Annotated in this window: 18 protein-coding genes; 4 read left to right on the top strand and 14 right to left on the bottom strand. The window is 63.9% G+C overall.

Annotation, left to right across the window (positions count from 1 at the left end; genetic code table 11):
• Window positions 1–186: 186 nt before the first annotated feature.
• Window positions 187–1,566: an aminotransferase-like domain-containing protein gene (locus PRZ01_RS13065; protein ID WP_273597344.1), complete on the top strand. Its 1,380-nt coding sequence runs from the start codon at window positions 187–189 to the stop codon at window positions 1,564–1,566.
• Here PRZ01_RS13065 and fba read toward each other — a convergent pair.
• The 8 genes from fba to PRZ01_RS13025 form a co-directional block, all read right to left on the bottom strand.
• On the bottom strand, window positions 1,563–2,600 hold the full coding sequence (gene fba / locus PRZ01_RS13060; protein ID WP_273597240.1) for a class II fructose-bisphosphate aldolase: 1,038 nt from the start codon (window positions 2,598–2,600) through the stop codon (window positions 1,563–1,565). The two genes, PRZ01_RS13065 and fba, sit on opposite strands and share 4 nt — an antisense overlap.
• A 20-nt stretch (window positions 2,601–2,620) precedes the next feature.
• Window positions 2,621–4,633, bottom strand: coding sequence for a transketolase (gene tkt, locus PRZ01_RS13055; RefSeq protein ID WP_273597239.1), 2,013 nt, complete (start codon window positions 4,631–4,633; stop codon window positions 2,621–2,623).
• Entirely contained in the window at window positions 4,630–5,526 is an 897-nt protein-coding gene (locus PRZ01_RS13050) for a phosphoribulokinase (RefSeq protein ID WP_273597238.1), read from the bottom strand. The genes tkt and PRZ01_RS13050 overlap by 4 nt, the downstream gene beginning before the upstream one ends.
• Before the next feature lie 206 nt (window positions 5,527–5,732).
• Window positions 5,733–6,818 (bottom strand): class 1 fructose-bisphosphatase, encoded by a 1,086-nt coding sequence (locus tag PRZ01_RS13045; RefSeq protein ID WP_273597237.1) that lies wholly within the window; start codon window positions 6,816–6,818, stop codon window positions 5,733–5,735.
• 9 nt (window positions 6,819–6,827) lie between these two features.
• Entirely contained in the window at window positions 6,828–7,565 is a 738-nt protein-coding gene (locus PRZ01_RS13040; RefSeq protein WP_273597236.1) for an HAD-IA family hydrolase, read from the bottom strand.
• The gene (gene cbbX, locus PRZ01_RS13035) at window positions 7,543–8,523 is read right to left on the bottom strand and encodes a CbbX protein (protein ID WP_273597235.1); all 981 of its coding nucleotides are present in this window, start codon (window positions 8,521–8,523) and stop codon (window positions 7,543–7,545) included. The genes PRZ01_RS13040 and cbbX overlap by 23 nt, the downstream gene beginning before the upstream one ends.
• A 142-nt stretch (window positions 8,524–8,665) precedes the next feature.
• Window positions 8,666–9,118: a ribulose bisphosphate carboxylase small subunit gene (locus PRZ01_RS13030; protein WP_273597234.1), complete on the bottom strand. Its 453-nt coding sequence runs from the start codon at window positions 9,116–9,118 to the stop codon at window positions 8,666–8,668.
• A gap of 11 nt (window positions 9,119–9,129) precedes the next feature.
• Window positions 9,130–10,593, bottom strand: a complete 1,464-nt coding sequence (locus PRZ01_RS13025) for a form I ribulose bisphosphate carboxylase large subunit (RefSeq protein ID WP_273597233.1) — start codon at window positions 10,591–10,593, stop codon at window positions 9,130–9,132.
• A gap of 103 nt (window positions 10,594–10,696) precedes the next feature.
• On the opposite strand from PRZ01_RS13025, the gene PRZ01_RS13020 reads away from it, so the two are divergent.
• Window positions 10,697–11,632, top strand: a complete 936-nt coding sequence (locus PRZ01_RS13020; RefSeq protein WP_273597232.1) for a LysR family transcriptional regulator — start codon at window positions 10,697–10,699, stop codon at window positions 11,630–11,632.
• Between the two features lie 62 nt (window positions 11,633–11,694).
• Here the strand turns inward: PRZ01_RS13020 and PRZ01_RS13015 are convergent, their stop codons facing one another.
• Genes PRZ01_RS13015 through PRZ01_RS12995 form a run of 5 tightly spaced genes read right to left on the bottom strand, consistent with a single transcriptional unit; the run spans window position 11,695 to window position 18,353 of the window.
• Window positions 11,695–12,150, bottom strand: coding sequence for a hypothetical protein (locus tag PRZ01_RS13015; protein ID WP_273597231.1), 456 nt, complete (start codon window positions 12,148–12,150; stop codon window positions 11,695–11,697).
• Window positions 12,151–12,197: 47 nt separating this feature from the next.
• Window positions 12,198–15,302, bottom strand: a complete 3,105-nt coding sequence (locus PRZ01_RS13010) for an efflux RND transporter permease subunit (RefSeq protein ID WP_273597230.1) — start codon at window positions 15,300–15,302, stop codon at window positions 12,198–12,200.
• A gap of 60 nt (window positions 15,303–15,362) precedes the next feature.
• On the bottom strand, window positions 15,363–16,514 hold the full coding sequence (locus PRZ01_RS13005) for an efflux RND transporter periplasmic adaptor subunit (RefSeq protein WP_273597229.1): 1,152 nt from the start codon (window positions 16,512–16,514) through the stop codon (window positions 15,363–15,365).
• Between the two features lie 19 nt (window positions 16,515–16,533).
• Window positions 16,534–17,142: a hypothetical protein gene (locus PRZ01_RS13000; protein ID WP_273597227.1), complete on the bottom strand. Its 609-nt coding sequence runs from the start codon at window positions 17,140–17,142 to the stop codon at window positions 16,534–16,536.
• Entirely contained in the window at window positions 17,139–18,353 is a 1,215-nt protein-coding gene (locus PRZ01_RS12995) for a TolC family protein (protein ID WP_273597226.1), read from the bottom strand. The genes PRZ01_RS13000 and PRZ01_RS12995 overlap by 4 nt, the downstream gene beginning before the upstream one ends.
• A gap of 204 nt (window positions 18,354–18,557) precedes the next feature.
• Here PRZ01_RS12995 and PRZ01_RS12990 point away from each other — a divergent pair, with 204 nt between their 5' ends.
• Together PRZ01_RS12990 and PRZ01_RS12985 are read left to right on the top strand one after the other, a co-directional pair.
• Window positions 18,558–19,241 (top strand): heavy metal response regulator transcription factor, encoded by a 684-nt coding sequence (locus PRZ01_RS12990; RefSeq protein WP_273597225.1) that lies wholly within the window; start codon window positions 18,558–18,560, stop codon window positions 19,239–19,241.
• Complete coding sequence (locus PRZ01_RS12985; protein WP_273597224.1) at window positions 19,231–20,697, top strand: Cu(+)/Ag(+) sensor histidine kinase; 1,467 nt, start codon at window positions 19,231–19,233, stop codon at window positions 20,695–20,697. The genes PRZ01_RS12990 and PRZ01_RS12985 overlap by 11 nt, the downstream gene beginning before the upstream one ends.
• 338 nt (window positions 20,698–21,035) lie before the next feature.
• Here the strand turns inward: PRZ01_RS12985 and PRZ01_RS12980 are convergent, their stop codons facing one another.
• Window positions 21,036–22,031, bottom strand: coding sequence for a PoNe immunity protein domain-containing protein (locus PRZ01_RS12980; RefSeq protein WP_273597223.1), 996 nt, complete (start codon window positions 22,029–22,031; stop codon window positions 21,036–21,038).
• Window positions 22,032–22,035: the final 4 nt, after the last annotated feature.

Below are 22,035 nucleotides of genomic sequence, written 5' to 3'. Positions count from 1 at the left end.
GGCCACTTTAGGAAGCCGGCGCCCCCTTGATAAGACCCAGGCGCTGCCGACGCAGGCCGCACAGCGGGCCTGTGTATCGACTGCCCAGCGGCGCTCTGTATCGATGCAGGCCTGCCATTTCGGCTATCGTGGCAAACCCGCAAATGACCCCGCCCCGTGAGTTCTAACACCTAGCGCTACCGCGCCCTGGCCAAGCTTCTGGCCGCTGAATTGCAGGCCGGTGCTTACCCGCCCGGCACGCGCCTGCCCTCGGTGCGCCAGCTGTGTGAGCAGCATGGCGCCAGCCTGGCAACAGTCACCCATGCCTTGCATGAATTGGAAGACGCAGGCTTGATCGCCGCCCGGCCCAGGCGCGGCTTTTTTGCCCTGGCGGCGGCGCGGCCCAAACGCCCCGCCTCAGCGGCTGTTGCGATCGAACTGGCGGGCCGCCGCAAGCGCCTCATGGCGCTGGCCGCGACGCAGTCGGGCTGCTTGTCTCTGGGGCATCTGGCCCTGCCTGCCGAGTTGCTGCCCCTGCGCCCGCTCAGCCGTTTGCTCACCCAGCTCCTGCGCAGCGATGCGGCGCTGATGGCCTCGGGCACGGTCTATGGCACGGCGGAGCTGCGCGAGCAGCTGGCGCTGCGCGGGGCGCGCATGGCCTGCCCCTTTGATGCGGAGGACATTGTGGTGACGCAGGGCTGGACCGAGTCGCTGGAACTATGCCTGCGCCTGCTTTGCAAGCCGGGGGACAGCGTGGCGGTGGCCAGCCCGGCACCTTTGCGCGCCCTGGAGTTGCTGGCCCAGCTGGACTTGCAGGTGGTGGAGATTCCCGCCTCGGCAGAAACCGGCCTGGCCGTGCCGGCCCTGGCGTTTGCCCAGCAGCATCAGCGCATCACGGCCTGCCTGGTCGAACCCACTTTTGATTGCGCCACCGGCAGCCTGATGAGCGACGCCGCCAAGCAAGACCTGGCCGAGCTGGCGGCCCGGCATGGCTTGGCCGTGATCGAGTGCGACATGATGGGCGAGCTGCACGCCGGCCCCCAGCGCCCACGCCCGCTGAAGGCGTTTGACCGCGATGAGCGGGTTTTGTACTGCGGCAGCTTTGCCTGCATCACCGGGCCGGGCTGCAGCCTCGGCTACATCGTCAGCGGCCGTTACCGCCTGCAGCTGCGAGCCGCGCGCACGGTGCATGGCGAGCTGCTGCCCTTGCTCACCGACCAACTGCTGACCCGCTTCATGGCCAGCGGCGGCCTGGACGCACATCTGCGCCGCCTGCGCCAGCGCCTGGCCGCGCAACGTCAGGCTTATGTCCAGGCGGTGCTGAGTTTGTTTCCGTCGGGAACCCGCGTTAGCAAAAGCGCCGGCAGCTACCTGCTCTGGCTGGAGCTGCCGCCCGGCCTGGACGCCTGCACCTTGCTGGAACAGGCAAGACACCTGGGCTACACCTTTGTGCCCGGCGCCGTGTTCAGCACCGGCCACCCGTTTGACCACTGCCTACGCCTGAGCGCAAGACACCCGCTGGACGAGGCGCATCTGCAAGGTATTCGGGTGCTGGGGGAGTTGGCTGCGGGCTTGCTTGAGCGCTAGATATACCGCTTCACCATCTCCCCCAAGGGCACCGGCCTGATTTTGCTCGCCATGCCTGCGCAGCCAAAGGCCTGGAACCGGGCTTCGCAGATGTCGCGGGCGGCCTGGGTGGCGGCTTTGAGGAATTTGCGGGGGTCGAACTCGCGGCGGTCTTGGGACATGGCGCGGCGCAGGGCGCCTGTCATGGCGAGGCGGATGTCGGTGTCGATATTGATTTTGCGCACGCCGAACTGGATGCCGCGCTGGATTTCTTCCACCGGCACGCCATAGGTCTCAGGCATATCGCCGCCGAATTCGCGCACGATGGCCAGCCACTCTTGCGGCACGCTGCTGGCGCCATGCATGACCAGATGGGTGTTGGGGAGGGCGCGGTGGATTTCGGCGATGCGCTCGATGGCGAGGATGTCGCCCGTGGGCTTGCGGGTGAATTTGTAGGCGCCGTGGCTGGTGCCTATGGCGATGGCCAGGGCGTCTACCCCGGTTTTGGCGACGAAGTCCACGGCCTGCTGCGGGTCGGTCAGCATCTGCTCATGGGTGAGCTGGCCCTCGGCGCCGACGCCGTCTTCCTCGCCCGCCATGCCAGACTCCAGCGAGCCCAGGCAACCTAACTCGCCTTCTACCGACACCCCAACGGCATGCGCCATCTCGGCCACGCGGCGGGTCACGTCCACGTTGTATTCATAGCTGGCGGGGGTTTTGGCATCGGCCAGCAGGGAGCCGTCCATCATCACGCTGGAAAAACCCGAACGTATGGACTGCATGCACACGGCCGGCGAGGCGCCATGGTCTTGGTGCATGACGATGGGCAGGTCGGGGTACATCTCGACGGCGGCCTCAATCATCTTGCGCAGAAAAGGCTCACCGGCATAACTGCGTGCCCCGGCGGAGGCTTGTAGGATGACCGGGCTTTGGCAGGCCTGGGCGGCTTGCAGAATGGCCTGGATCTGCTCCAGATTATTGACATTGAAGGCGGGCACGCCGTAGCTGTGCTCGGCAGCCTGGTCCAGGACTTGGCGAAGTGAGACGAGGGCCATGGGGTTTCCTTATTTGAGATTCAAAGTTTCAAAAGTCCGCGCACCGCCAGCACCACGGCCTCGGCGGTGATGCCGAAATGGCGGTACAGCTCGGGCGCCGGGGCCGATTCGCCAAAGGTCTGCATGCCGATGACGGCGCCTTGGCGGCCCACGTATTTGCGCCAGAAGTCGGGCTGAGCAGCCTCGATGGCCACGGCCGGCAGGGCCAGGGGCAAGACCTCTTCCTGGTAGGCCAGGCTTTGCGCATCAAAGCGGCTGCTGCAAGGCATGGAGACCACGCGCACGGCCAGCCCCAAGGCGGCCAGCTGCTCTTGCGCCTGCACGGCCAGCTGTACCTCGGAGCCGGTGGCGATGATGACGGCGCGCGGCTGCGCCGCATCACGCAAAACATAGCCGCCGCGCTGTATGGCCTCAGCCTGCTCGGGCCGGCTCAGCGCGGGCAGGTTCTGGCGCGACAGCACCAGGGCGCTGGGCCCCGTGCGGCGCTGCAGGGCCTGACTCCAAGCCTGAGCGGTCTCTTGCAGATCGCAGGGCCGCCACACATCCAGGCCGGGGATGAGGCGCAAGCTGGGCACTTGCTCCACCGCCTGGTGGGTGGGGCCGTCTTCACCCAAGCCTATGCTGTCATGGGTGAAGACGTGGATGACTTGTTGCCTCATCAGCGCGGCCATGCGGATGGCATTGCGGCTGTAGTCGCTGAAGGTGAGGAAGGTGCCGCCGTAGGGAATGAAGCCGCCGTGCAAGGCCATGCCGTTCATCATGGCGGCCATGCCGAATTCGCGCACGCCGTAGCTGAGGTGGTTGCCGGCCTGGTCGCGGCCGGCGATGACGCAGCCTTTGAAATTGGTCAGATTGGAGCCCGTCAGGTCGGCGCTGCCGCCGAAGATTTCGGGTAGCAGGGGGGCCAGGGCGTCTAGCGTGAGCTGGCTGGATTTGCGTGTGGCCAGGGCCTGGGTGTTCTCGCACAGGGCGGCCAGGCGGGCGGGGAGATTCTCCACAAAGCTGTCGGGCAGGGTGCCGGCCCAGCGCCGCTCCAGCTCGGCGGCCAGCTCGGGGTGTTCGCTGCGGTAGGCCTCAAAGCGCAGGCGCCAGACTTGCTCGGCCGTGCGGCCACGCTCCAGCGCCGACCAGCTAGCGGCCAGTTCAGGCGGAGTCTCGAAGGGCGCGGCCGTCCAGTCCAGCGCCTCGCGCATGGCCTGGGTTTCGGCCTTGCCCAGGGGCGCACCATGCACCTCGTGGCCGCCGGCCTTGGTGGGCGCACCCTTGCCGATGACGGTTTTGCAGCAGATCAGCGTGGGTCTGCCATCGGGTTTTTGGGCCTGCTCGCGGGCGGCTTGCAGGGCCGCGTCCACGGCCTTGGGGTCATGGCCGTTGACCTGGCCAATGACGTGCCAGCCATAGGCGCGGAAGCGCGCCGCTGTGTCATCGCTGAACCAGCCCTGCACATGGCCGTCGATGGAGATGCCGTTGTCGTCATACAGCACCACCAGCTTGGACAGGCGCAGCGTGCCGGCCAGGCTGCAAACCTCGTGGCTGATGCCTTCCATCAGGCAGCCATCGCCCACAAAAACATAGCTGAGGTGGTTGACCACGGCATGGCCGGGGCGGTTGAACTCGGCCGCCAGCAGCTTCTCGGCCAAGGCCATGCCCACGGCATTGGCCAGGCCCTGGCCCAGGGGGCCGGTGGTGGTTTCAACGCCGGGGGTCAGGCCATGCTCGGGGTGGCCCGGCGTGCGGCTGTGCAGCTGGCGAAAGCGTTGCAGCTCGGCCGCCGGCATGTCGTAGCCGCTGAGGTGCAGCAGGGCATAGAGCAGCATGGAGGCGTGGCCGTTGGAGAGCACAAAGCGGTCACGGTCCGGCCAGCCGGGGTTGGCGGGGTTGTGCTTGAGGTGGCGGCTCCACAGCACGGTGGCCATCTCGGCCATGCCCAGGGGCGCGCCGGGGTGGCCGGAGTTGGACTTCTCCACCGCGTCCACGGCCAGAAAGCGCAGGGCGTCGGCCATGCGATTCAAATCGAGCGACGTGCTTTTCATGCCAGGCCTCCTTCCGAGGCGATGGCCTTGTTGCGCCGCTCCATCATGCGCCAGATGAAGGGGGTGAAGATCAGCTGCATGGCCAGCTCCATCTTGCCGCCGGGCACGACGATGGTGTTGGCGCGCGACATGAAGCTGTTGTGAATCATATTGAGCAGGTAGGGGAAATCGATGCCCTTGGGCTGGGCAAAGCGGATCACCACCATGCTCTCGTCGGGCGCCGGAATCTCCCGTGCAATAAAGGGGTTAGAGGTATCGACGCAAGGCACGCGCTGGAAGTTCACATGGGTTTGCGCGAACTGCGGGCAGATGTAGTGCACATAGTCGGGCATGCGGCGCAGAATGGTGTCAGTCACGGCCTCGGTGCTGTAGCCGCGGCTGGACTTGTCGCGCCAGAGCTTTTGAATCCACTCCAGATTGATGACGGGCACCACGCCGATCAGCAGGTCGGGGTGCTGGGCGATGTTCAGCTCGGGCGTGACGACGGCGCCGTGCAGGCCCTCGTAGAACAGCAGGTCGGTGTTGGGGGTCAGGTCTTGCCAGGGCGTGAAGGTGCCGGGCTCTTGCTGGTAGGGCGCGGCCTCTTGCGCGTTGTGCAGGTATTTGCGGTGCTGGCCGCGGCCGGTGCGGGCGTAGTCGGAGAACAGCGCCTCCAGCTCGGCGAAGAGATTGTTCTCCGGGCCGAAGTGGCTGAAGTGCTGGTCGCCCTTGGCTTCGGCCTCGGCCTGGCGGCGCTTCATCTCCAGGCGGTCGTAGCGGTGGAAGCTGTCGCCCTCGATCAGGGCGGCGCGCACATTGTCGCGCCGGAAGATGTTCTCGAAGGTACGCGTCACCGAGGTGGTGCCGGCGCCCGAGGAGCCGGTGATGGCGATGATGGGGTGGCGAACTGACATGGTGGGGTCCGACTGGTTAGTGTGGAAAGGCTTCAATAGACCAAGGCGCGCGATGCAGGCATTGCGGGCCGAGCGCCGGGCCGCCCCAAGCCGGCCCGCTTGGGCGCGTGCTCGCGGGGCAAACCCCGCGAGCACCGCCGTCCCCCTGGGGGACCGGCCGGTCGCGGCCGCGTTCAGCGAGGCGCGATTGGACGAGGGGCTTCATTTCAAGCGCGAAATAAGCTGCGCTCGCTGAACAGCGGGTTGTCGTCATGCTTGGGCAGGGGCTCGGCGTGGTAGCGCTCAATGCGCTCCACCTCGTTCCTGGAGCCAAAGACCAGGCCTATGCGCTGATGCAGCTGGCTAGGTTGTTCGTCCAGCATGGGCTTGCGGCCCGTGCTGGCGCGGCCACCGGCCTGCTCGATCAAAAAGCCTATGGGGTTGGCCTCGTACAGCAGGCGCAGGCGGCCGGGTTTGCTGGCGTCTTTGCTGTCACGCGGGTAGAGGAAGACGCCGCCCCGGGTCAGGATGCGGTGGGCCTCGGCCACCATGGACGCTATCCAGCGCATATTGAAATCCTTCTCGCGTGGGCCCGATTTGCCGGCCAGGCATTCGTCCACATAGCGCTTGACCGGGGCCTCCCAGAAGCGGGCGTTGGAGGCGTTGATGGCGAACTCTTGCGTGGTGGCGGGGATTTGCATGCGCGGGTGGGTGAGCATGAATTCGCCCAGATCGGTGTCCAGGGTGAAGCCCGCCACGCCGTCGCCCACGCTCAGCACAAACATGGTGCTGGGGCCGTAGAGGGCGTAGCCGGCGGCGACTTGCTGGTTGCCGGGCTGCAAAAAGTCTTGCTCGCTCAAGGCCGCGTCAGGGTTGGGCGCGCGCAAGACACTGAAGATGCTGCCCACGGTGAGGTTGACGTCGATATTGCTGGAGCCGTCCAGCGGGTCGAAGACCAGCAGGTATTTGCCGCGCGCGAACTGGGCGGGGATTTGATAGGGCTCCTCCAGCTCCTCCGAGGCCATGCCGGCGAGGTGGCCGCTCCACTCGGTGATGCGCAGAAAATAATCGTTAGCCAGCACGTCCAGCTTTTGTTGAGTCTCGCCCTGCACATTGATGCTTTTGCCGCCCAGCTCGGTGGTCTGGGCGCCATGGCTGCCGGCCAGCGCGCCCTTGCCCACGGCGCGGGCAATCGCCTTGCAGGCCATGGCCACGTCAAGGATCAGGGCATTGAAGTCGCCACTGGCCTGAGGGAAGCGGCGGCGCTGCTCGATCAGGTACTGGGTCAGGGTCTTGCGTCCGGTCAGAGGCATGATGGGCTTTCAGGAGGTTGCAAATTCAGGCCGGGCCGCAGCAAAGCGCTGGCGCAGCTGGCTTAGAGAGGGCAGGGGCGCAGCCTCGCCACCGGCATGCAGCTGCCAGGCGCGGGCGAAGTTCTGGCCCTGGGTAAAAGCGGTGGGCGAGACATAGCAGCGCAGCCCGGCGGCATGGGCGGCGTTCAGGCCGATTTCAGAATCCTCGATGGCCAGGCAGGCGCTGGCGGGCAGGCCTAGCTGTTCCAGCACCTGGCGGTAGACCAGGGGGTCGGGTTTTTTGCGCGGGGCGCTGGCGCCGTCGCCAATGGCGGCAAACCAGCGCCGCCAGTCCGAGCCCAGGGGCCGGCGCAGCAGGGCGTCCAGATTGGCCGGTGTGGTGGTGGTGGTGGCCAGGGCCAGGGGTACGTCGTTCTGGCGGGCCTGCTCCAGCAGCTCCAGCACACCGGCGCGCAGGGGCAGGCCGCTGTCGGCCAGCTGGGCGGTGTAGTAGCGGGTCTTCAGGGCGTGGACGCTGGCGATGCAGTCGCGGGCCCAGGGGCCGGCGGCGGTGTCGGGGTCATGGGTTTGCCAGAAATGCGCGATGCGCTCCTTGCCGCCGGCCACTTTGAGCAAGCGGGTGTAGAGGGCGGCGTCCCAGTGCCAGCCCAGCTTGAGGCTGGCAAAGGCCTTGTTGAAGGCCTGGCGGTGGGCCTCCTCGGTGTCGGCCAGGGTGCCGTCAACGTCAAAAATCAGGGCTTGCAGCATCGCTCGCTCCCTCGGTGTTGAAAAGGCTGCTGGCCAGGATGTCCGCCGCCTCCACGGTGCTCAGTTCCTCGGCGCTGAGTTCGCGCGTGGGGTCGGCAAACAGGCGGCTGGCCTGGCGCAAGCGCATGCGATCCAGGGCGTTGCGCACGCTGCGGGCGTTGGCAAACTGGGGCTGGGCCAGGCGCAGGTCCAGGTAACGCTGAAAAGCAGCGGCTGCGCCCACGCCGAAGCGGTAGTTCTGTGCCCTGAGCATTTGCTCGGCAATTTGCATCAGCTCGGGCCCGCTGTAATTGGGGAATTCCAGGTGATGGGCAATGCGCGAGCGCATGCCGGGGTTGGACTGGAAGAAGGTGTCCATGCGGTCGGCGTAGCCGGCCAGGATCACAACCAGGTCGTCGCGGTGGTTCTCCATCATTTGCAGCAAGATCTCGATGGCCTCCTGGCCGTAGTCGCGCTCGTTCTCGGGGCGGTAGAGGTAGTAGGCCTCGTCGATGAAGAGCACGCCGCCCATGGCCTTTTTAATGACCTCGCGGGTCTTGGGCGCTGTGTGGCCGATGTACTGGCCCACCAGGTCGTCACGCGTCACCGAGACCAGATGGCCTTTGCGCACATAACCCAGGCGATGCAGGATGGTGGCCATGCGCTGGGCGACCGTGGTCTTGCCGGTGCCGGGGTTGCCGGTGAAGCACATATGCAGGCCCGGCGCCTGGGCGGCCAGGCCGAAGTTGAGGCGCAGCTTGTCGATGACCAAGAGCGCCGCAATATCGCGTATGCGCGCCTTCACGCTGGCCAGCCCCACCAACTCTTCGTCCAACTCCTGCAACACGTTCTCAATCTGTGTGTCGGCCAGCACGGCGGCCACCGAGCGGGCCTGGCTGAGGGCAGCGGCCTCGGGCGTGGCCGCTGTCTCGGGCTGGGCCGGCGTGCTACCGGGGATGGCGTAGAGCGGGGTGGACATGGGGTGCTCTTTTGTTTGGAGTTCGGCGTAGGTTGGAGTGAGCGTGAGCGAACTCCAACATTGCACCGTGGCGAAGGTCGTTGTTGGAGTTCGCGGTGCTCACTCCAACCTACGGGTTACGGGTTACGGAAATTCAAGAGGGTCAGGTCTTGCCACCCGTGCCGTAGCGCTCGCCCTCGGGCTGGTTGGCGCCATAGCCGCGGGTGGTGTAGCGCAGGCTGCGGCCGTTCACCTCTTGGCGCTCCAGCATGAAGCCGGGCTCGCGGTCCGGGCGGTTGACGATGAAGCTCATGGCGATGGTTTCGATGCCCCGGGTGGAATCAAAAGCCATCAGGCGTATGTACTGGTGGGGCACGGCCTTGCGGCAGGCGTTCAGCTCCAGCATCACGGCGGCGGCGTCATGCAGGTCGAACATGGGGTTGCCATACATGCTCCAGTAGGTGTTGCGGGGGTGGGGGTCATCGGTGTACTCGATGCTCCAGGCATAGCCCTTGGCCAGGCCGTAGTTGATCTGCATGGCGATTTCTGCGTCTGTCAGCGGCGGCAGAAAACTGAACTGGCCTTGGGTGATGTGGCCGATGGGGTTGGTCATCATGGTGGAATTCCTTAGGCAAGATTGGGGGTGACGGCGTAGTCGCTGGTGTCGGTGCTCTCGTAGTTGAACGAGATCTCGCCCCAGGTATCCAGCGCTGCTTTCAGCGGGCTGCAATGGCGGGCCGCATCGCGCAGGATGGACGGGCCTTCGGCCAGAATGTTGCGGCCCTCGTTGCGGGCCTTGACCATGGTTTCCAGCGCCACGCGGTTGGCCACGGCACCGGCCTGTATGCCCATGGGGTGGCCGATGGTGCCGCCGCCAAATTGCATGATCACGTCGTCACCAAACAGGTCCAGCAGTTGGTGCATCTGGCCGGCATGGATGCCGCCCGAGGCCACGGGCATGACCTTTTTCAAATCGGCCCAGTCCTGGTCAAAGTAGAGGCCGCGCGGCAGATCGGTCTTGGTATAGCTGTCGCGGCAGACGTTGTAATAGCCTTGCACGGTCATGGGGTCGCCTTCCAGCTTGCCGACTGCCGTGCCGGTGTGCAGATGGTCGCAACCGGCCAGGCGCAGCCATTTGGCGATGACGCGGAAGCTCACGCCATGGTTCTTCTGCCGTGTGTAGGTGCCGTGGCCGGCACGGTGCATATGCATCAGCATGTCGTTCTTGCGGCACCAGTTGGCCATGCTCTGGATGGCCGTCCAGCCAATCACCAGGTCCACCATCACGATCACCGAGCCCAGGTCTTTGGCGAACTCGGCGCGCTCATACATATCCTCCATGGTGGCGCCGGTGATGTTGAGGTAGCTGCCCTTGACCTCACCGGTCTCGGCGCTGGCCTTGTTGACGGCGTCCATCACAAACAGAAAGCGGTCGCGCCAGTGCATAAAGGGCTGGCTGTTGATGTTCTCGTCGTCCTTCATGAAGTCCAGGCCGCCCTTCAGCCCTTCATACACCACGCGGCCATAGTTGCGGCCACTCAGGCCCAGCTTGGGCTTGGTGGTGGCGCCCAGGAGGGGGCGGCCAAATTTGTCCAGGCGCTCGCGCTCCACAACCAGGCCGGTGGGTGGGCCCTTGAAGGTTTTGACGTAGGCCACAGGGATGCGAATGTCCTCCAGCCGGGCGGCCTTCAGCGGCTTGAAGCTGAACACATTGCCGATCAGGCTGGCCGTCATGTTGGCGATGGAGCCCTCTTCGAACAGGATCAGGTCATAAGCCACATAGGCGAAATACTGGCCCGGGTTATTGGGCACGGGCACCACTTTGTAGGCCTTGGCACGGTAGCTGTCGCAGGCGGTCAGGCGGTCGGTCCACACCACCGTCCAGGTGGCGGTGCTGGACTCGCCGGCCACGGCGGCGGCGGCCTCCTCGGGGTCCACACCCTCTTGCGGGGTGATGCGGAACAGGCACAGGGTGTCGGTGTCCTTGGGCACATAGTCGGGCATCCAATAGCCCATCTGGCGGTACTTCAAAACGCCGGCGCTGTAGCGCTTTTTGGCGTCAGTGATGTGGGTCGTGGTGTCTGCGCTCATCAATGGCTCCTGGGTGGGCGGGGGTGGCGATGGACCCAATGTAAAAATCAGCGCAAATAAAGTAAATTCATCAATATTTGAATTTCGCTTAAGGAATTGCTGAATGAAGAACGCCACTTTCCGCCAGCTGCGCGTGTTCAGCGAAGTGGCGCGCCAGCTCAGTTTTGCCAAGGCCGCGCAAAGCCTGCACCTCACGCCGCCGGCGGTGACCATGCAGATCCGCGAGCTGGAGGGCCATGTGGGCATGCCCTTGTTTGACCGCAGTGGCCGCCAGGTCACACTGACCACGGTGGGTGAATACATGCTGGTCTACGCCCGCAAAATCCTCGCCACGCTGAAGGACGCCGAGGACGCCAGTGCCCGCCTGCAAAAGCTCGAAGCCGGCCAGCTCATCATCGGCATGGTCAGCACGGCCGAGTATTTTTTGCCCCGCCTGCTGGCCGAGTTCCGCCGCGAGCATGAGGGCGTGGACATACGCCTGGCCGTGGGCAACCGCGAGCAGCTGGTCAAGATGCTGCATGGCGGCGAGGTAGACATCGCCATCATGGGCCGCCCACCTAAGGAGTTAGCCACACGGGCCGAGCCCTTTGCCGCCCACCCCCATGTGTTTGTGGCTGCCGTCGATCACCCGCTGGCACGGGCCGAAACCATCTCTGCCGAGGAGCTGCGCGACCAGGGCTTCATCATGCGCGAGCCCGGCTCAGGCACCCGCAATGCGCTGGAGAAGTTTTTTGCCGACGCCCATGTCGCGCCCCGCGTGACCATGGAGATGTCCAGCAACGAAACCATCAAGCAAGCCGTGATGGCCGGCATGGGCCTGAGCTTTCTGTCCCTGCACACCCTGGGCCTGGAACTGGACAACCGCCTGATCGCCGTGCTGGACGTGCAAGGCGCGCCGGTGCTGCGCGCCTGGCATGTGGTCAACACCCTGTCCAAGATGCTGTCACCCGCCGCTGAGGCGTTTCGTTACTTTGTGTTGGAACGAGGGGAGGGGTTTTTGGCCACGCAGTTCGCCCACCACACCGACGTCGCGCAATGAGCGTTGAATTTGTTGGTGCTAACGGATCAAAAGCGACCCGCGAGGGCGCTGAGCGGGGCATCTCAATGCTTGTGATCCTCATGGCTCGTCGCCTGAGTTGCCAATGGCGTGAAGCGCGCCTGCTGCTCGTCTTGCCCGGCCAGTTTCACCTTCACCACGGCCTTCAAATCGGGGGTAGAGGCATAAACCGCGTGGCCCGTTAGCTTGTTGTCGCCATCGGGTGTCAGCGCGGCGCTGACTTTGGTCTTGCCTGACAGCAGGGTGATCGAGCCGGATGCGCCCGCGGTCGGAATTTTGGTGCCGGCGTGGTCAGTCACATAGATCACGAGGGGCTTGTCCTTGGCGCCCGTGCTGTCTTTGACCACCACCAGTTCATAGTGGCTACCCGCCGCCATGCGCAACTGGCCGCCATGCGGTGCTGTCTGCGTGTCCAGGTAAGCGTCGTCATGCGCGTGGGACAAAGGCGTCAAGCCCAAGATCAAGCCTGCAGCCAGGGCCAGGGTTTTGATGGTTTTCATGGTGAATTCCTTTTTGAATTTCAAGAATTGCGTTGGCTTCAATGCGGTCAGAAGCTCTCGCCCGCGTGGGCGCACAACAGACGCGCCAGCGGCTTGCGCCCCCAGAGCCCAAACATCAAGGGGGTGAGCACCGTGTCCAACACGGTCGAGCTGATCAGGCCGCCAAAGATCACCACGGCCACGGGGTGCAGCACCTCTTTGCCCGGCGCGTTGGCCGACATCAGGAGCGGCACCAGGGCAAACGCGGCCACCAGGGCCGTCATCAGCACGGGCGTGAGGCGTTCAAGCGAGCCGCGCACGATCATGGGCTGGCCGAATTGCTCGCCCTCCAGCGCACACAGGTTGATGTAGTGGCTGATCTTGAGGATGCCGTTGCGGGTGGCTATGCCCGTCAGGGTGATGAAGCCCACCCATGCGGCAACCGAGAGGGCCTGGCCCGATATCCACAAGGCCAGGACACTGCCGACCAGGGCCAGCGGAATGTTGCCCATGATGATGGCGGCTAGCACCGCAGAGCGGTAGCGGCTGTACAGCACCATGAAAATCAACACCAGAGAGATGCTGGCCAGCAGCGCCATGAGCCGAGCCGCCTGTTCCTGGGCCTGGAATTGCCCCTCTAGCGCGGTGAAGTAGCCCTCGGGCAAAGGCGTGGCCGCAATTTCGTTGCGGATGGCTTTCACCACCCAGGCCATGTCGGTGCCATCGGTGTTGGCCGAGATGATGATGCGCCGGCGGGCGTTTTCACGGTTGATCTGGTTGGGGCCATCGGCCTCCTCGATTTGCGCCAGTTGGGACAGCGGCACCCGACCCGTGGGCGTTTCAACCAGCAGCTGGGCCAGATCGGTGGCGCCACGCTGCTTGTCGGGCAGGCGCACCAGCAGGTCAAAGCGCCGGTTGCCGTCCACGATTTGGGTGATGCGCTCGCCCTCGATCATTTCCTGCAACGAGCGCAGCAAATGGCCTGGCGCCACACCCAGGCGGGCGGCCTGGTCATAGTCGATGCGAATCTTGATTTGGGGGATCAGCACCTGCTTTTCGACCTGCAGGTCGGTCACGCCGGGGATGTGGCCAAGGCGCGATTGCAAGTCGCCCGCCAAGCTTCGCAAGGTGTCCAGATCGTCACCGTAAATCTTCAGTGCAATCTGGGCGCGCACACCGGACAAGAGGTGGTCCAGGCGGTGCGAGATGGGCTGCCCCACATTGCTCGCGGCGGGCAGCACCGCCAAGCGGCGGCGCAAGTCGGCAATGATTTCTTCCCGCGAGCGGGCCGAGGGTTTGAGGTCGACGTCCATCTCGGAGGAGTGCACGCCTTCGGCATGTTCATCTAGCTCAGCACGGCCGGTGCGGCGGCCCACCTGCGTCACTTCGGACACGCTGGCCACGATTTGCTCGGCCAGGGTGCCGATGCGATTGGACTCTGCCAGAGAGGTGCCGGGGTTGAGCAGCAGACTGACCGTGAGCGTGCCCTCGTTGAAGGGTGGCAAGAAGGCGCGCGGCATCCAGGCCAGGGAGGTAGCCGCCACGGTGACCGCTGCGCCGGCTATCAGCAGCAACACGCGGCTGTGCTGGAAGGACCAATTCAACAAGCGCGTGTCGCCGCGCTTGAGCCAGCGCACCAGCGGGCTGTCGCCATGCTCCTGCAGCTTGAGTTTGGGCAGCAGGTAGTACGCCATCACCGGCGTGAGCGTGATCGACACCAGCATGCTGGCCAGAATGGACACGATGTAAGCCCAACCCAAGGGGGTGAACAGCCGACCCTCGATGCCCGGCAACACGAACAGGGGGGCGAACACCAGCACGATGATTAACGTGGCGTACACAATGGCCGAGCGCACCTCCAAGGTGGCGTGTGCGATAACCTCGATCACTGGGCGCGGCGAGGGCAGGCCCTGGTTGAGTCGCAAGCGGCGCAGCACGTTCTCGACACCCACCACTGCGTCATCCACCAACTCGCCAATGGCAATGGCCAGGCCGCCCAAGGTCATGGTGTTGATCGACAGGCCCATGGCATGAAACACCTGCGCGGTCACCAGCAGCGACAGGGGGATGGCCATCAGCGAGATGACGGTGGTGCGCACATTGAGCAAGAACATGAAAAGCACGACAGCCACCAGAATGGCGCCGTCGCGCAACGCCTCTTCAACGTTGCTCACCGAGTGCTCAATGAAGTCTGCTTGCTTGAACAAGAACTGCGGCGCTGCCAACCCCTGCGGACGGGCTTCGGCCAAGTCGCCCATGACTTTTTCGACCTCACGGGTGACGGTCACGCTGTCGGCGCCGGGCTGCTTTTGTACCGACAAGATGACGGCGGGCTTGCCCTTGTAGCTGGCATCCCCGCGCTTGGTGGCCGCAGCGATCTTCACGTCCGCCAATTGCTTGAGCAAAATGGTTTGGCCGTTGCGCACCGTGACCACGAGGTTTTGCAGGTCTTCGATGCGGCTGGTGCGCCCGATCTGGCGAATCAAATACTCGCGCCCGTGGGCCTCCAGAAAGCCACCGCTGGTATTTGCGCCAAAGTCCTGCAAGGCCGCGGCGAGCTTTTCTCGCTCCACCCCCAAGGCCATCAGTTGCTCCGGTTTGAGCTCGACCCGGTATTGCCTAACCTCACCGCCCATCGGTATCACCTGGGCCACACCCGGGATGGTCAGCAAGCGGGGCCGCATCACCCAGTCGGCATACTCGCGCACCTGCATCGGGCTCACTTTTTCCGGATCGGCAGGCAGGGCGATCAGCAGGATCTCACCCATGATGGAGGAGATTGGGCCCAACTGCGGCACAGCACCGGGAGGCAACTGGTCACGCACCAGGTTTAGCCGCTCACTGACCTGCTGACGATTGCGGTAGATGTCAGAGCCCCAGTCAAACTCGACGTTGACCACCGACAATCCAACGCCGGAGACCGAGCGCACCCGCGTTACGCCCGGCATGCCGTTCATGCTGGACTCAACGGGCAAGGTCACCAATTGCTCCACCTCTTCGGGGGCCATGCCGCCGGCTTCGGTCAACAGGGTGACGGTGGGCTTGTTGAGGTCGGGGAAAACATCCACCGGCATCTGGCGCACGGTCAGCACGCCGTAGAGCACCAGAAGCAGGGAGACGATCAGCACGATCAAGCGCTGCTTGAGGCTGTGATGAATCAAGAAATCAAACACGGCAGTCTCTTGTATTTTTGTTGCTTGGTGGATTAACGCACTTGGCTCAACGCACTAAGTTCAACGCACCTGGGCCAGCAAGCTGGCGCCCTGGGTCACGACGCGATCGTGCTCGCTCAAGCCTGATGTCACGACCACCGTGCGTGCGTCCAGCGGCTGGGTGCGTACGACCTTGGCGGCAAAGCGCTCAGGCCCCGTGTGCAGCCAGACCACGGCGTCGCCCGCCGCGTTGCGGCTCAGTGCCGCTTGGGGCACGGCGACGCCTTGCGCGGTTTGCGATGTTTGGGCCGTGACCTTGAGCGTTTGCCCGATGGCCACCGGCACATCGGTACGGGTCACGCGAAACAGCAAGGGGATGGCCTGGTCGCGCAGTTGCCGTCCACCGCCAATGAACTGCAAGGCCATCGCCCCACCGGGCAGGGCGGCGCTGGCCTGGCCCAGACCCTGGGTGAGCGCCGCGTCATAGGCCAGGGCCTCGACCACCAATTGCTTGGGGTTGACCACCTCAAAGAGCACGTCTTTGGCATCAACCACCTGGCCGATGACCACACCGGAGGCCGCCACCATGCCGCTGACCGGAGACACCAGCGCCTCCGGCGCATTCACGCTGGCACTGATGGCGGCGCGGCGCTTTTTGAGGGCATCCCGCTCGTACCGGGCCGCCTCAATGTCCTTTTGCGGCACCACGCCCTCCAACTGCTCATAGCGAGCGAGCTTGCGCTCGGCCACTGCATCTTGTGCCTCCAGTTCAGCCAGCGCCGATTGTTGATTGCCCCGGTCCAAACTGCTTGTGGCGGGACGCAAATAGGCCAGTACCTGCCCCTTGCGTACGGTTTGCCCCAGCATCGGCAAGCCCTGAGGACCGGCCTCGATACGGCCGCCCTGCGAAGCCTGCACACGCCCGCCCGCATTTGGATCTGGCAGCACGCGGCCATTCAATTCAACGGCCAGCGCATGGCTTTGAGTCTGCGCCAGCAGCGTTTGAATGCCGAGCCGATGCTGTACGGCCTTGGGCACCCACAGGCTGCCGTCGGGCTGGCGTTGCGGAGCACTGATATCGGTGGAGGGCACCGTAGCTGCCGCGGGCTGCGCCATGGTTTGCGTCTTTGGCTTGGCATCGCCGTGGCTTTCATCGCCGTGTGCCCATGTTGCGGTTGTGGCTACTGCGGTGGCCAAGCTGACCAGTACGGCGTAAGTGAGAGACGTTTTCATGAGCTCATTCTTCAAACGATCAGGCACGGGCTGGGCGATGGCGCCACACCCCTGCGCTGAAAATCAGCATCAGGGCCGAGCCAATTGCCCAGCCCGCAAATTTGCGCCAGGGCAGGGCAGTGGCCGGTACAGCTACCGCTGACGGGGGCGCTTCGTACTGCAGCGTGGCGTCGAGCAGGTCTGCGGCGTCGCTGGTCTGCACAGAAACGGTCAGCGGATAGCGCCCCGGCTTGGCAAAGGGTTGCCCGGCAACGGCGTACACACCCGGCGCCACCGGCTTGGCCACGGCCTTGAAGGCACCGCTTTCCACCTCCACCGTGGCACCGTCAACAGGCGCGTTGGTGGCAAAGCGATCCAGGTACAGGGTCAGCACGGGTGGTGAGTTAGGGTCAGGGCTAGGGTCGGGGTTAGGGTGAGGGGGGGCACTCCCGGCTTCGGCGGTAGCCTGAGTACCTGTTAACACCAGCACCAACTCGAAGTCATCGGTCTGCGCGGTAGCGCGTGGCGCCAGTCCCCGTTGGGCGGGTGCGGTCACATGTTCACCATGGTCCTCGCCGCCATGAGCCCATGTCAACGATGTGGCAAGCACGCCCCCTGCGAGCACACCGGCGATCAAGATTTTTTTCAAGGCAACATCCCTTGGGCTTGAAGAAGTCGAGACTGCGCCAGCGCGCGAGCCGTCTCTTGGTGTTTGAACCAGGCCAAGGCTTCATGCGATGCGGCACGGGCGCGCAACAAGCTGGGCAGATCGGATTCACCCAAGGCGAAGGATCGCTGTGCCAGCGTCAGGTTGTCGGTGGTCAAGGCCTGACGCTCTTGCGCCAGAGCCCATTGGCGCTGGGCAATATCCAACTCGCTTTGGGCCCTGAGCAGCTCTTGCTGCGTGCGGGTTTGAGCCAGGGTCAACTCGGTCTCTGCCTGCACAAGATCGGCCCGGGCTGCGGCGCTGTCTTGACGCATCCGAGCGCCAAAGGACAGCGGAATCGTCAGCTTCACCCCCACGGCCTGGTCAGATGACGTCATGTCGCCGCTGCGTTGTTGGGTCCATCGCACGGCCAGCTCGGGGGCATCGCGGTGGCTGGCGTCCACCACGGCCAGTCGGCTTTGCGCCACCGCTGTGGTGGCCTGCAAGGCTCGAACTTGGGGATGATTGGCCACCGCGCCTTGCGTTTGTGCCAGTTCTGCCGGGAGCAAGGCCGGTGCATCTGCGCCCGTCAAAACTCGATAGGCTTGCGTCGCCTGCTGCAGGCCGCTATCGGCATCCAGCACCTCGGCCTGGGCGGCCAGCCGCTCGGTCTGGATCAGATTGGCGTCCATGCGGGCGAGGTCGCCGGCCTTGAATCGGCGCAGGATGCTGCTTTCCAGCGCCTGCGCGGTGTCCAAACGCTGGTGGGCCAAGTCAGCGGTGTCGCGTGCTGCGGCTACCCGCCACCAAGCTTCACGTACGTCGGCGGCCAACTGCAACTTCAGGCTCGCAGTTCTGGCCTCCAATTCGACTGAAACCTTTTCTGCCAGGGACTCGCGAGCGGGCCTTTGTCCCGGCAACCAAAGCGGCGTGGCGACCTCGAACTCCCATTCCCGACGGCCAATGTTCTGGGTGAGCCGGTCGTTCAAGTGGTTGAGGGAAACGGACGCAGGCCCGGGCGTCAAGCCGCGGGCCAGCTCCAGACCGGCCTGTGTCTCGGCTTGTCGGGCAGTCAAGGCAGCCGCCTGCGGCGAGCGAGCCCATGCGGCATCCAGCGCGTGGGCGAGGGTCTGCGCCAATACCGGCGGCCCGGCCATCAGGCCGAGAAAAATGCCGGTCACCCATCCGGCTCGGGCCTGTCTACGCTTGCTCACCATGTCGCGTTCTTCCGCCGTTCTTTCACTGATCCCATTTTGGAATGCCACGATCATGCACAAGCGCACCCAACAATCGGGTGACCCAAACATGACAATGTTGTAATGCGCACCTCATCTGTCAGACAGCCGCCGTTGGCTACAGTGCGATGTCCGCTTCGGTGATTTGCATGTCGTCTATCTGTTGTGTGTGGGAGTTCCCTGGTGAAATTGCTCGTTGTTGAGGATGAAAGCAAGACCGCTGACTACCTCAGGCAAGGGCTGATGGAAGCCGCGTTTGTGGTCGACCTGGCACGCACGGGGCTGGACGGACATCACCTGGCCATGACCGAGCCCTATGACCTGATCGTGCTGGATGTGATGCTGCCCGATGTGGACGGCTGGCGCATCCTGCAATCCCTTCGCGAAGCGGGAAAACAGACGCCCGTGTTGTTCCTCACTGCCCGAGACAGCGTTGAAGACCGCGTGAAAGGCCTGGAATTGGGGGCCGACGACTATCTGGTCAAACCCTTTGCCTTTGCCGAACTGCTGGCACGCGTGCGCACGCTGCTGCGCCGGGGAAGCACGCCCGTGCAGTCCGATCGGCTGCAGGTGGCCGACCTCGTGCTTGACCTGAGCAAACGCCGGGCGATGCGCGGCGCGGTGCGCATCAACCTCACGGGAAAAGAGTTTGCCTTGCTGGAGTTGTTGGTGCGCCGCCAAGGTGAAGTCTTGCCGCGCTCGCTGATTGCATCCCAGGTTTGGGACATGAACTTTGACAGCGACACCAATGTCATCGACGTGGCCATCCGCCGTCTGCGCGCCAAGATCGACGACGCGTTCGAGCCCAAACTGATCACCACCGTGCGCGGCATGGGCTACCGCCTGGAGGCGCCAGATGGTGTTTGACCTGGCGCGGCGCCGGCCCCGCTCCCTGGCCTTGCGCCTGACGGTTTCCATCGGCCTGGCCATCGTGCTGATGTTCTGGGGCTTGGGATGGCTCATCCAGCACTCGATCGAGCAGCACTTTATCCAGCAAGATGTTGAAGAGCTTGAAGTGGTTGCGCATGCTGTCGAGCAGGTGCTGTCCGGCCTGCCGGATGTAGTGGGCGCGGCAGTTGTGGCCAGTGCGGCGCCCAACCAAGACATTGCCCACCGACTGGCGGGTGCCGTCAGCGGCCACCACGGCATGTACTACCACGTGGCCGATAGCATAGGGCGCACCCTGTTTGCCACACCCGGCCCCGAGATGGCGGCCCTGGCACAAACACAACCTGCCATGCCCCGTGTAGATGCCGGAAATTTGCAGGCCTGGCAAGAACAAGGTCAGTCTTACCGAGGCGCCGTGTTGCGCGTGCCCGGCACGCCCGCATCCTCGCCGCAATACACCCTCGTCGTGGCCACGGGCACGGGTTTTCATGAGCATTTTTTGGTGAGCTTTCGGCGCACGGTCTGGATGGCCATGGCTGGGGCAGGGCTGTTCGCCATTGGGGCAATTTGGCTGGCGGTTTACCGTGGGCATGCACCATTGCGTGAGATGAGCGACCGCATTCGTGGTATCTCAGCCAATCAGCTCGACCTGCGGTTGGACCCCCAAAAAGTCCCCATTGAGTTGGCGGGTTTGGCGGGTTCTTTCAACGCGATGCTGGCGCACGTCGAGCAAGACTTCAAGCGACTGAGCAACTTCTCCGCCGATATCGCCCATGAATTGCGCACCCCCATCACCAATCTGACAACACAAACCCAGGTCCTGCTGTCCCAAGCCCGCGATGCGGACGCCTACCGTGAAGTGCTTTACTCGAATTTGGAGGAGTACGAACGCATGGCCAAGATGATCAGCGACATGCTGTATCTGGCACAGACCGACAACCAACTGGTCAAGCCCGATTGGGTTGATGTAGACATGGTGTCAGAGTTGGCCGCCTTGTTTGAGTATTTCGAACCGTGGGCCGACGAGCGCCATGTTCAACTGAAATACACAGGCCAGATGCGACCGGTGCGCGGTGACCGATTGATGCTCCGGCGCGCTTTGAGCAACCTGTTGTCCAACGCCATCCGTCATACCGCCAGTGGCCAGACGGTGACCGTGTCGCTGTGCCAGAAGCACTCGGCGGCGATCATCACGGTGTCAAACCCCGGGGGCACCATCGCCGCCGAACATCTGCCGCATCTCTTTGATCGTTTCTACCGCGTCGACCCGTCCAGGCAACGCAACGGCGACGGCGCAGGGCTCGGGCTTGCCATCGTCAAATCCATCGTCGAGGCCCATGGCGGTGAAATCTGTGTCCGCTCAGACAATGGCTGCACTGGGTTTGAGATGCACCTGCCTCTGGCTCAAGTTCCGGTTTCTGCTGTCGCTGACTGAAGGGCGCGATTTGGCAAATGAAGGGAGGCTACGCGCACCCTTGAAAGTTCGAAACCAGGTACTTCGGGATCGCTGTTGCGTTTTCCTTCCCAGGAGAAACGGCGAAATCCGCGCCAAACCTGTTGCATTTGGCAAAACCAGCTCGGCGTTGCGTTTGCTCTTGTTGAATTTCCGAACGGAGGCCCGTTCGGACGAACTGGCCTGTGATGTAGACGCAAGCGCCGACAAAGGCGGCGGTGGGGCGTTGGAGTTGTGGGGTCATGGTTGGGTCCTTGGCAAAACGATGTTCTTGAGTTGAGGGTATTTTTTGATGGCAATGCGCTTGCGTCGCTCAGGCTTCACGCCACCACCGACCCACCATCGCTGCGCTGGCGCAGGATCCAGGTGAAGGCACGCAGCGGCCGCTTGGGGTCCATCAGGTCTTCGGCCATGGGGAGCAACTCGCCGCGCTCCCGCTTGACCTCGGGCGCCAGCCCGTCGAAGGCGGCGTAGAGGCCGCTGTGTGGGGCGGGCTGGCCGGTTTTGACGAGGATGGGCTTGCGTTCCACCGGCAGGCCTGCGCCATGGATGCGGGCATAGTCCACCAAGTCCTTGGGGTAGAACTGCATCTCGCGGTAATCGCTATCGTCCAGGTCCAGCAGCAAGGTGGCCATGCCGGCTTCAAAACTCCAGTAGCCAAAGTGCACGGCATGGCGGGTGTTTTTATGGCGGTCATGCCAGTAGCAGTCCTTCATGCCGCGATACCAGGTTTTGAGGTAGGCGGTGAGCGACTTTTGCGCCTGAGCCTTGTCGGGCGCGGTGAAGGCATCGAAGAGGTGCTGGTAGGGCTTCTCGAACATCAGGCCGTCCAGGCTGGGGCCGACGGGGGCACCATAACGTGCAAACAGCAGGGACAGCAGCGGATCGTCTTGGTCACGTTCTTCCGTCCATTGCGCCACCCAGCTGCGAATGTGAACCACCTCTTGCGGCTTGTTGAATAAGACGGCCAATCCCAGCAGCCACAAGGTGTATTGGTAGGCGTCGGGTTCCCAGTAAAGCATTTGCCATTCGGGGAACATCTCTTTGTGGCGATGGAACTGGGCAAAGACTTGATCGGCGGGGGCGCGCAGGGATTCGACGGGTTCGCCGGCGGAGTAGAGGAGGATCAAGTATTCGACGGAGTTGTAGCACTTGTCCCAGCTCAAACCGCTCCGGTGAAATCTTTCCTCATTCAAGTCGTTGATGGGGTCATTGAGTTTGGGGTCGGCCATAGCACGAGGAAAGTACTCAAGGTTTTCTAAGTACCCAGCCTCCGTTAAAAACCAATCTCGTTTGCTTTCTTCAAACTTGCTCATGCCT

The organism is Roseateles koreensis, from assembly GCF_028595305.1.
GTDB classification, from domain to species: domain Bacteria; phylum Pseudomonadota; class Gammaproteobacteria; order Burkholderiales; family Burkholderiaceae_C; genus Paucibacter_A; species Paucibacter_A koreensis.
The sequence above is the reverse complement of the archived record's forward strand: the minus strand, read 5'-3'. Positions and strand labels throughout refer to the sequence as shown.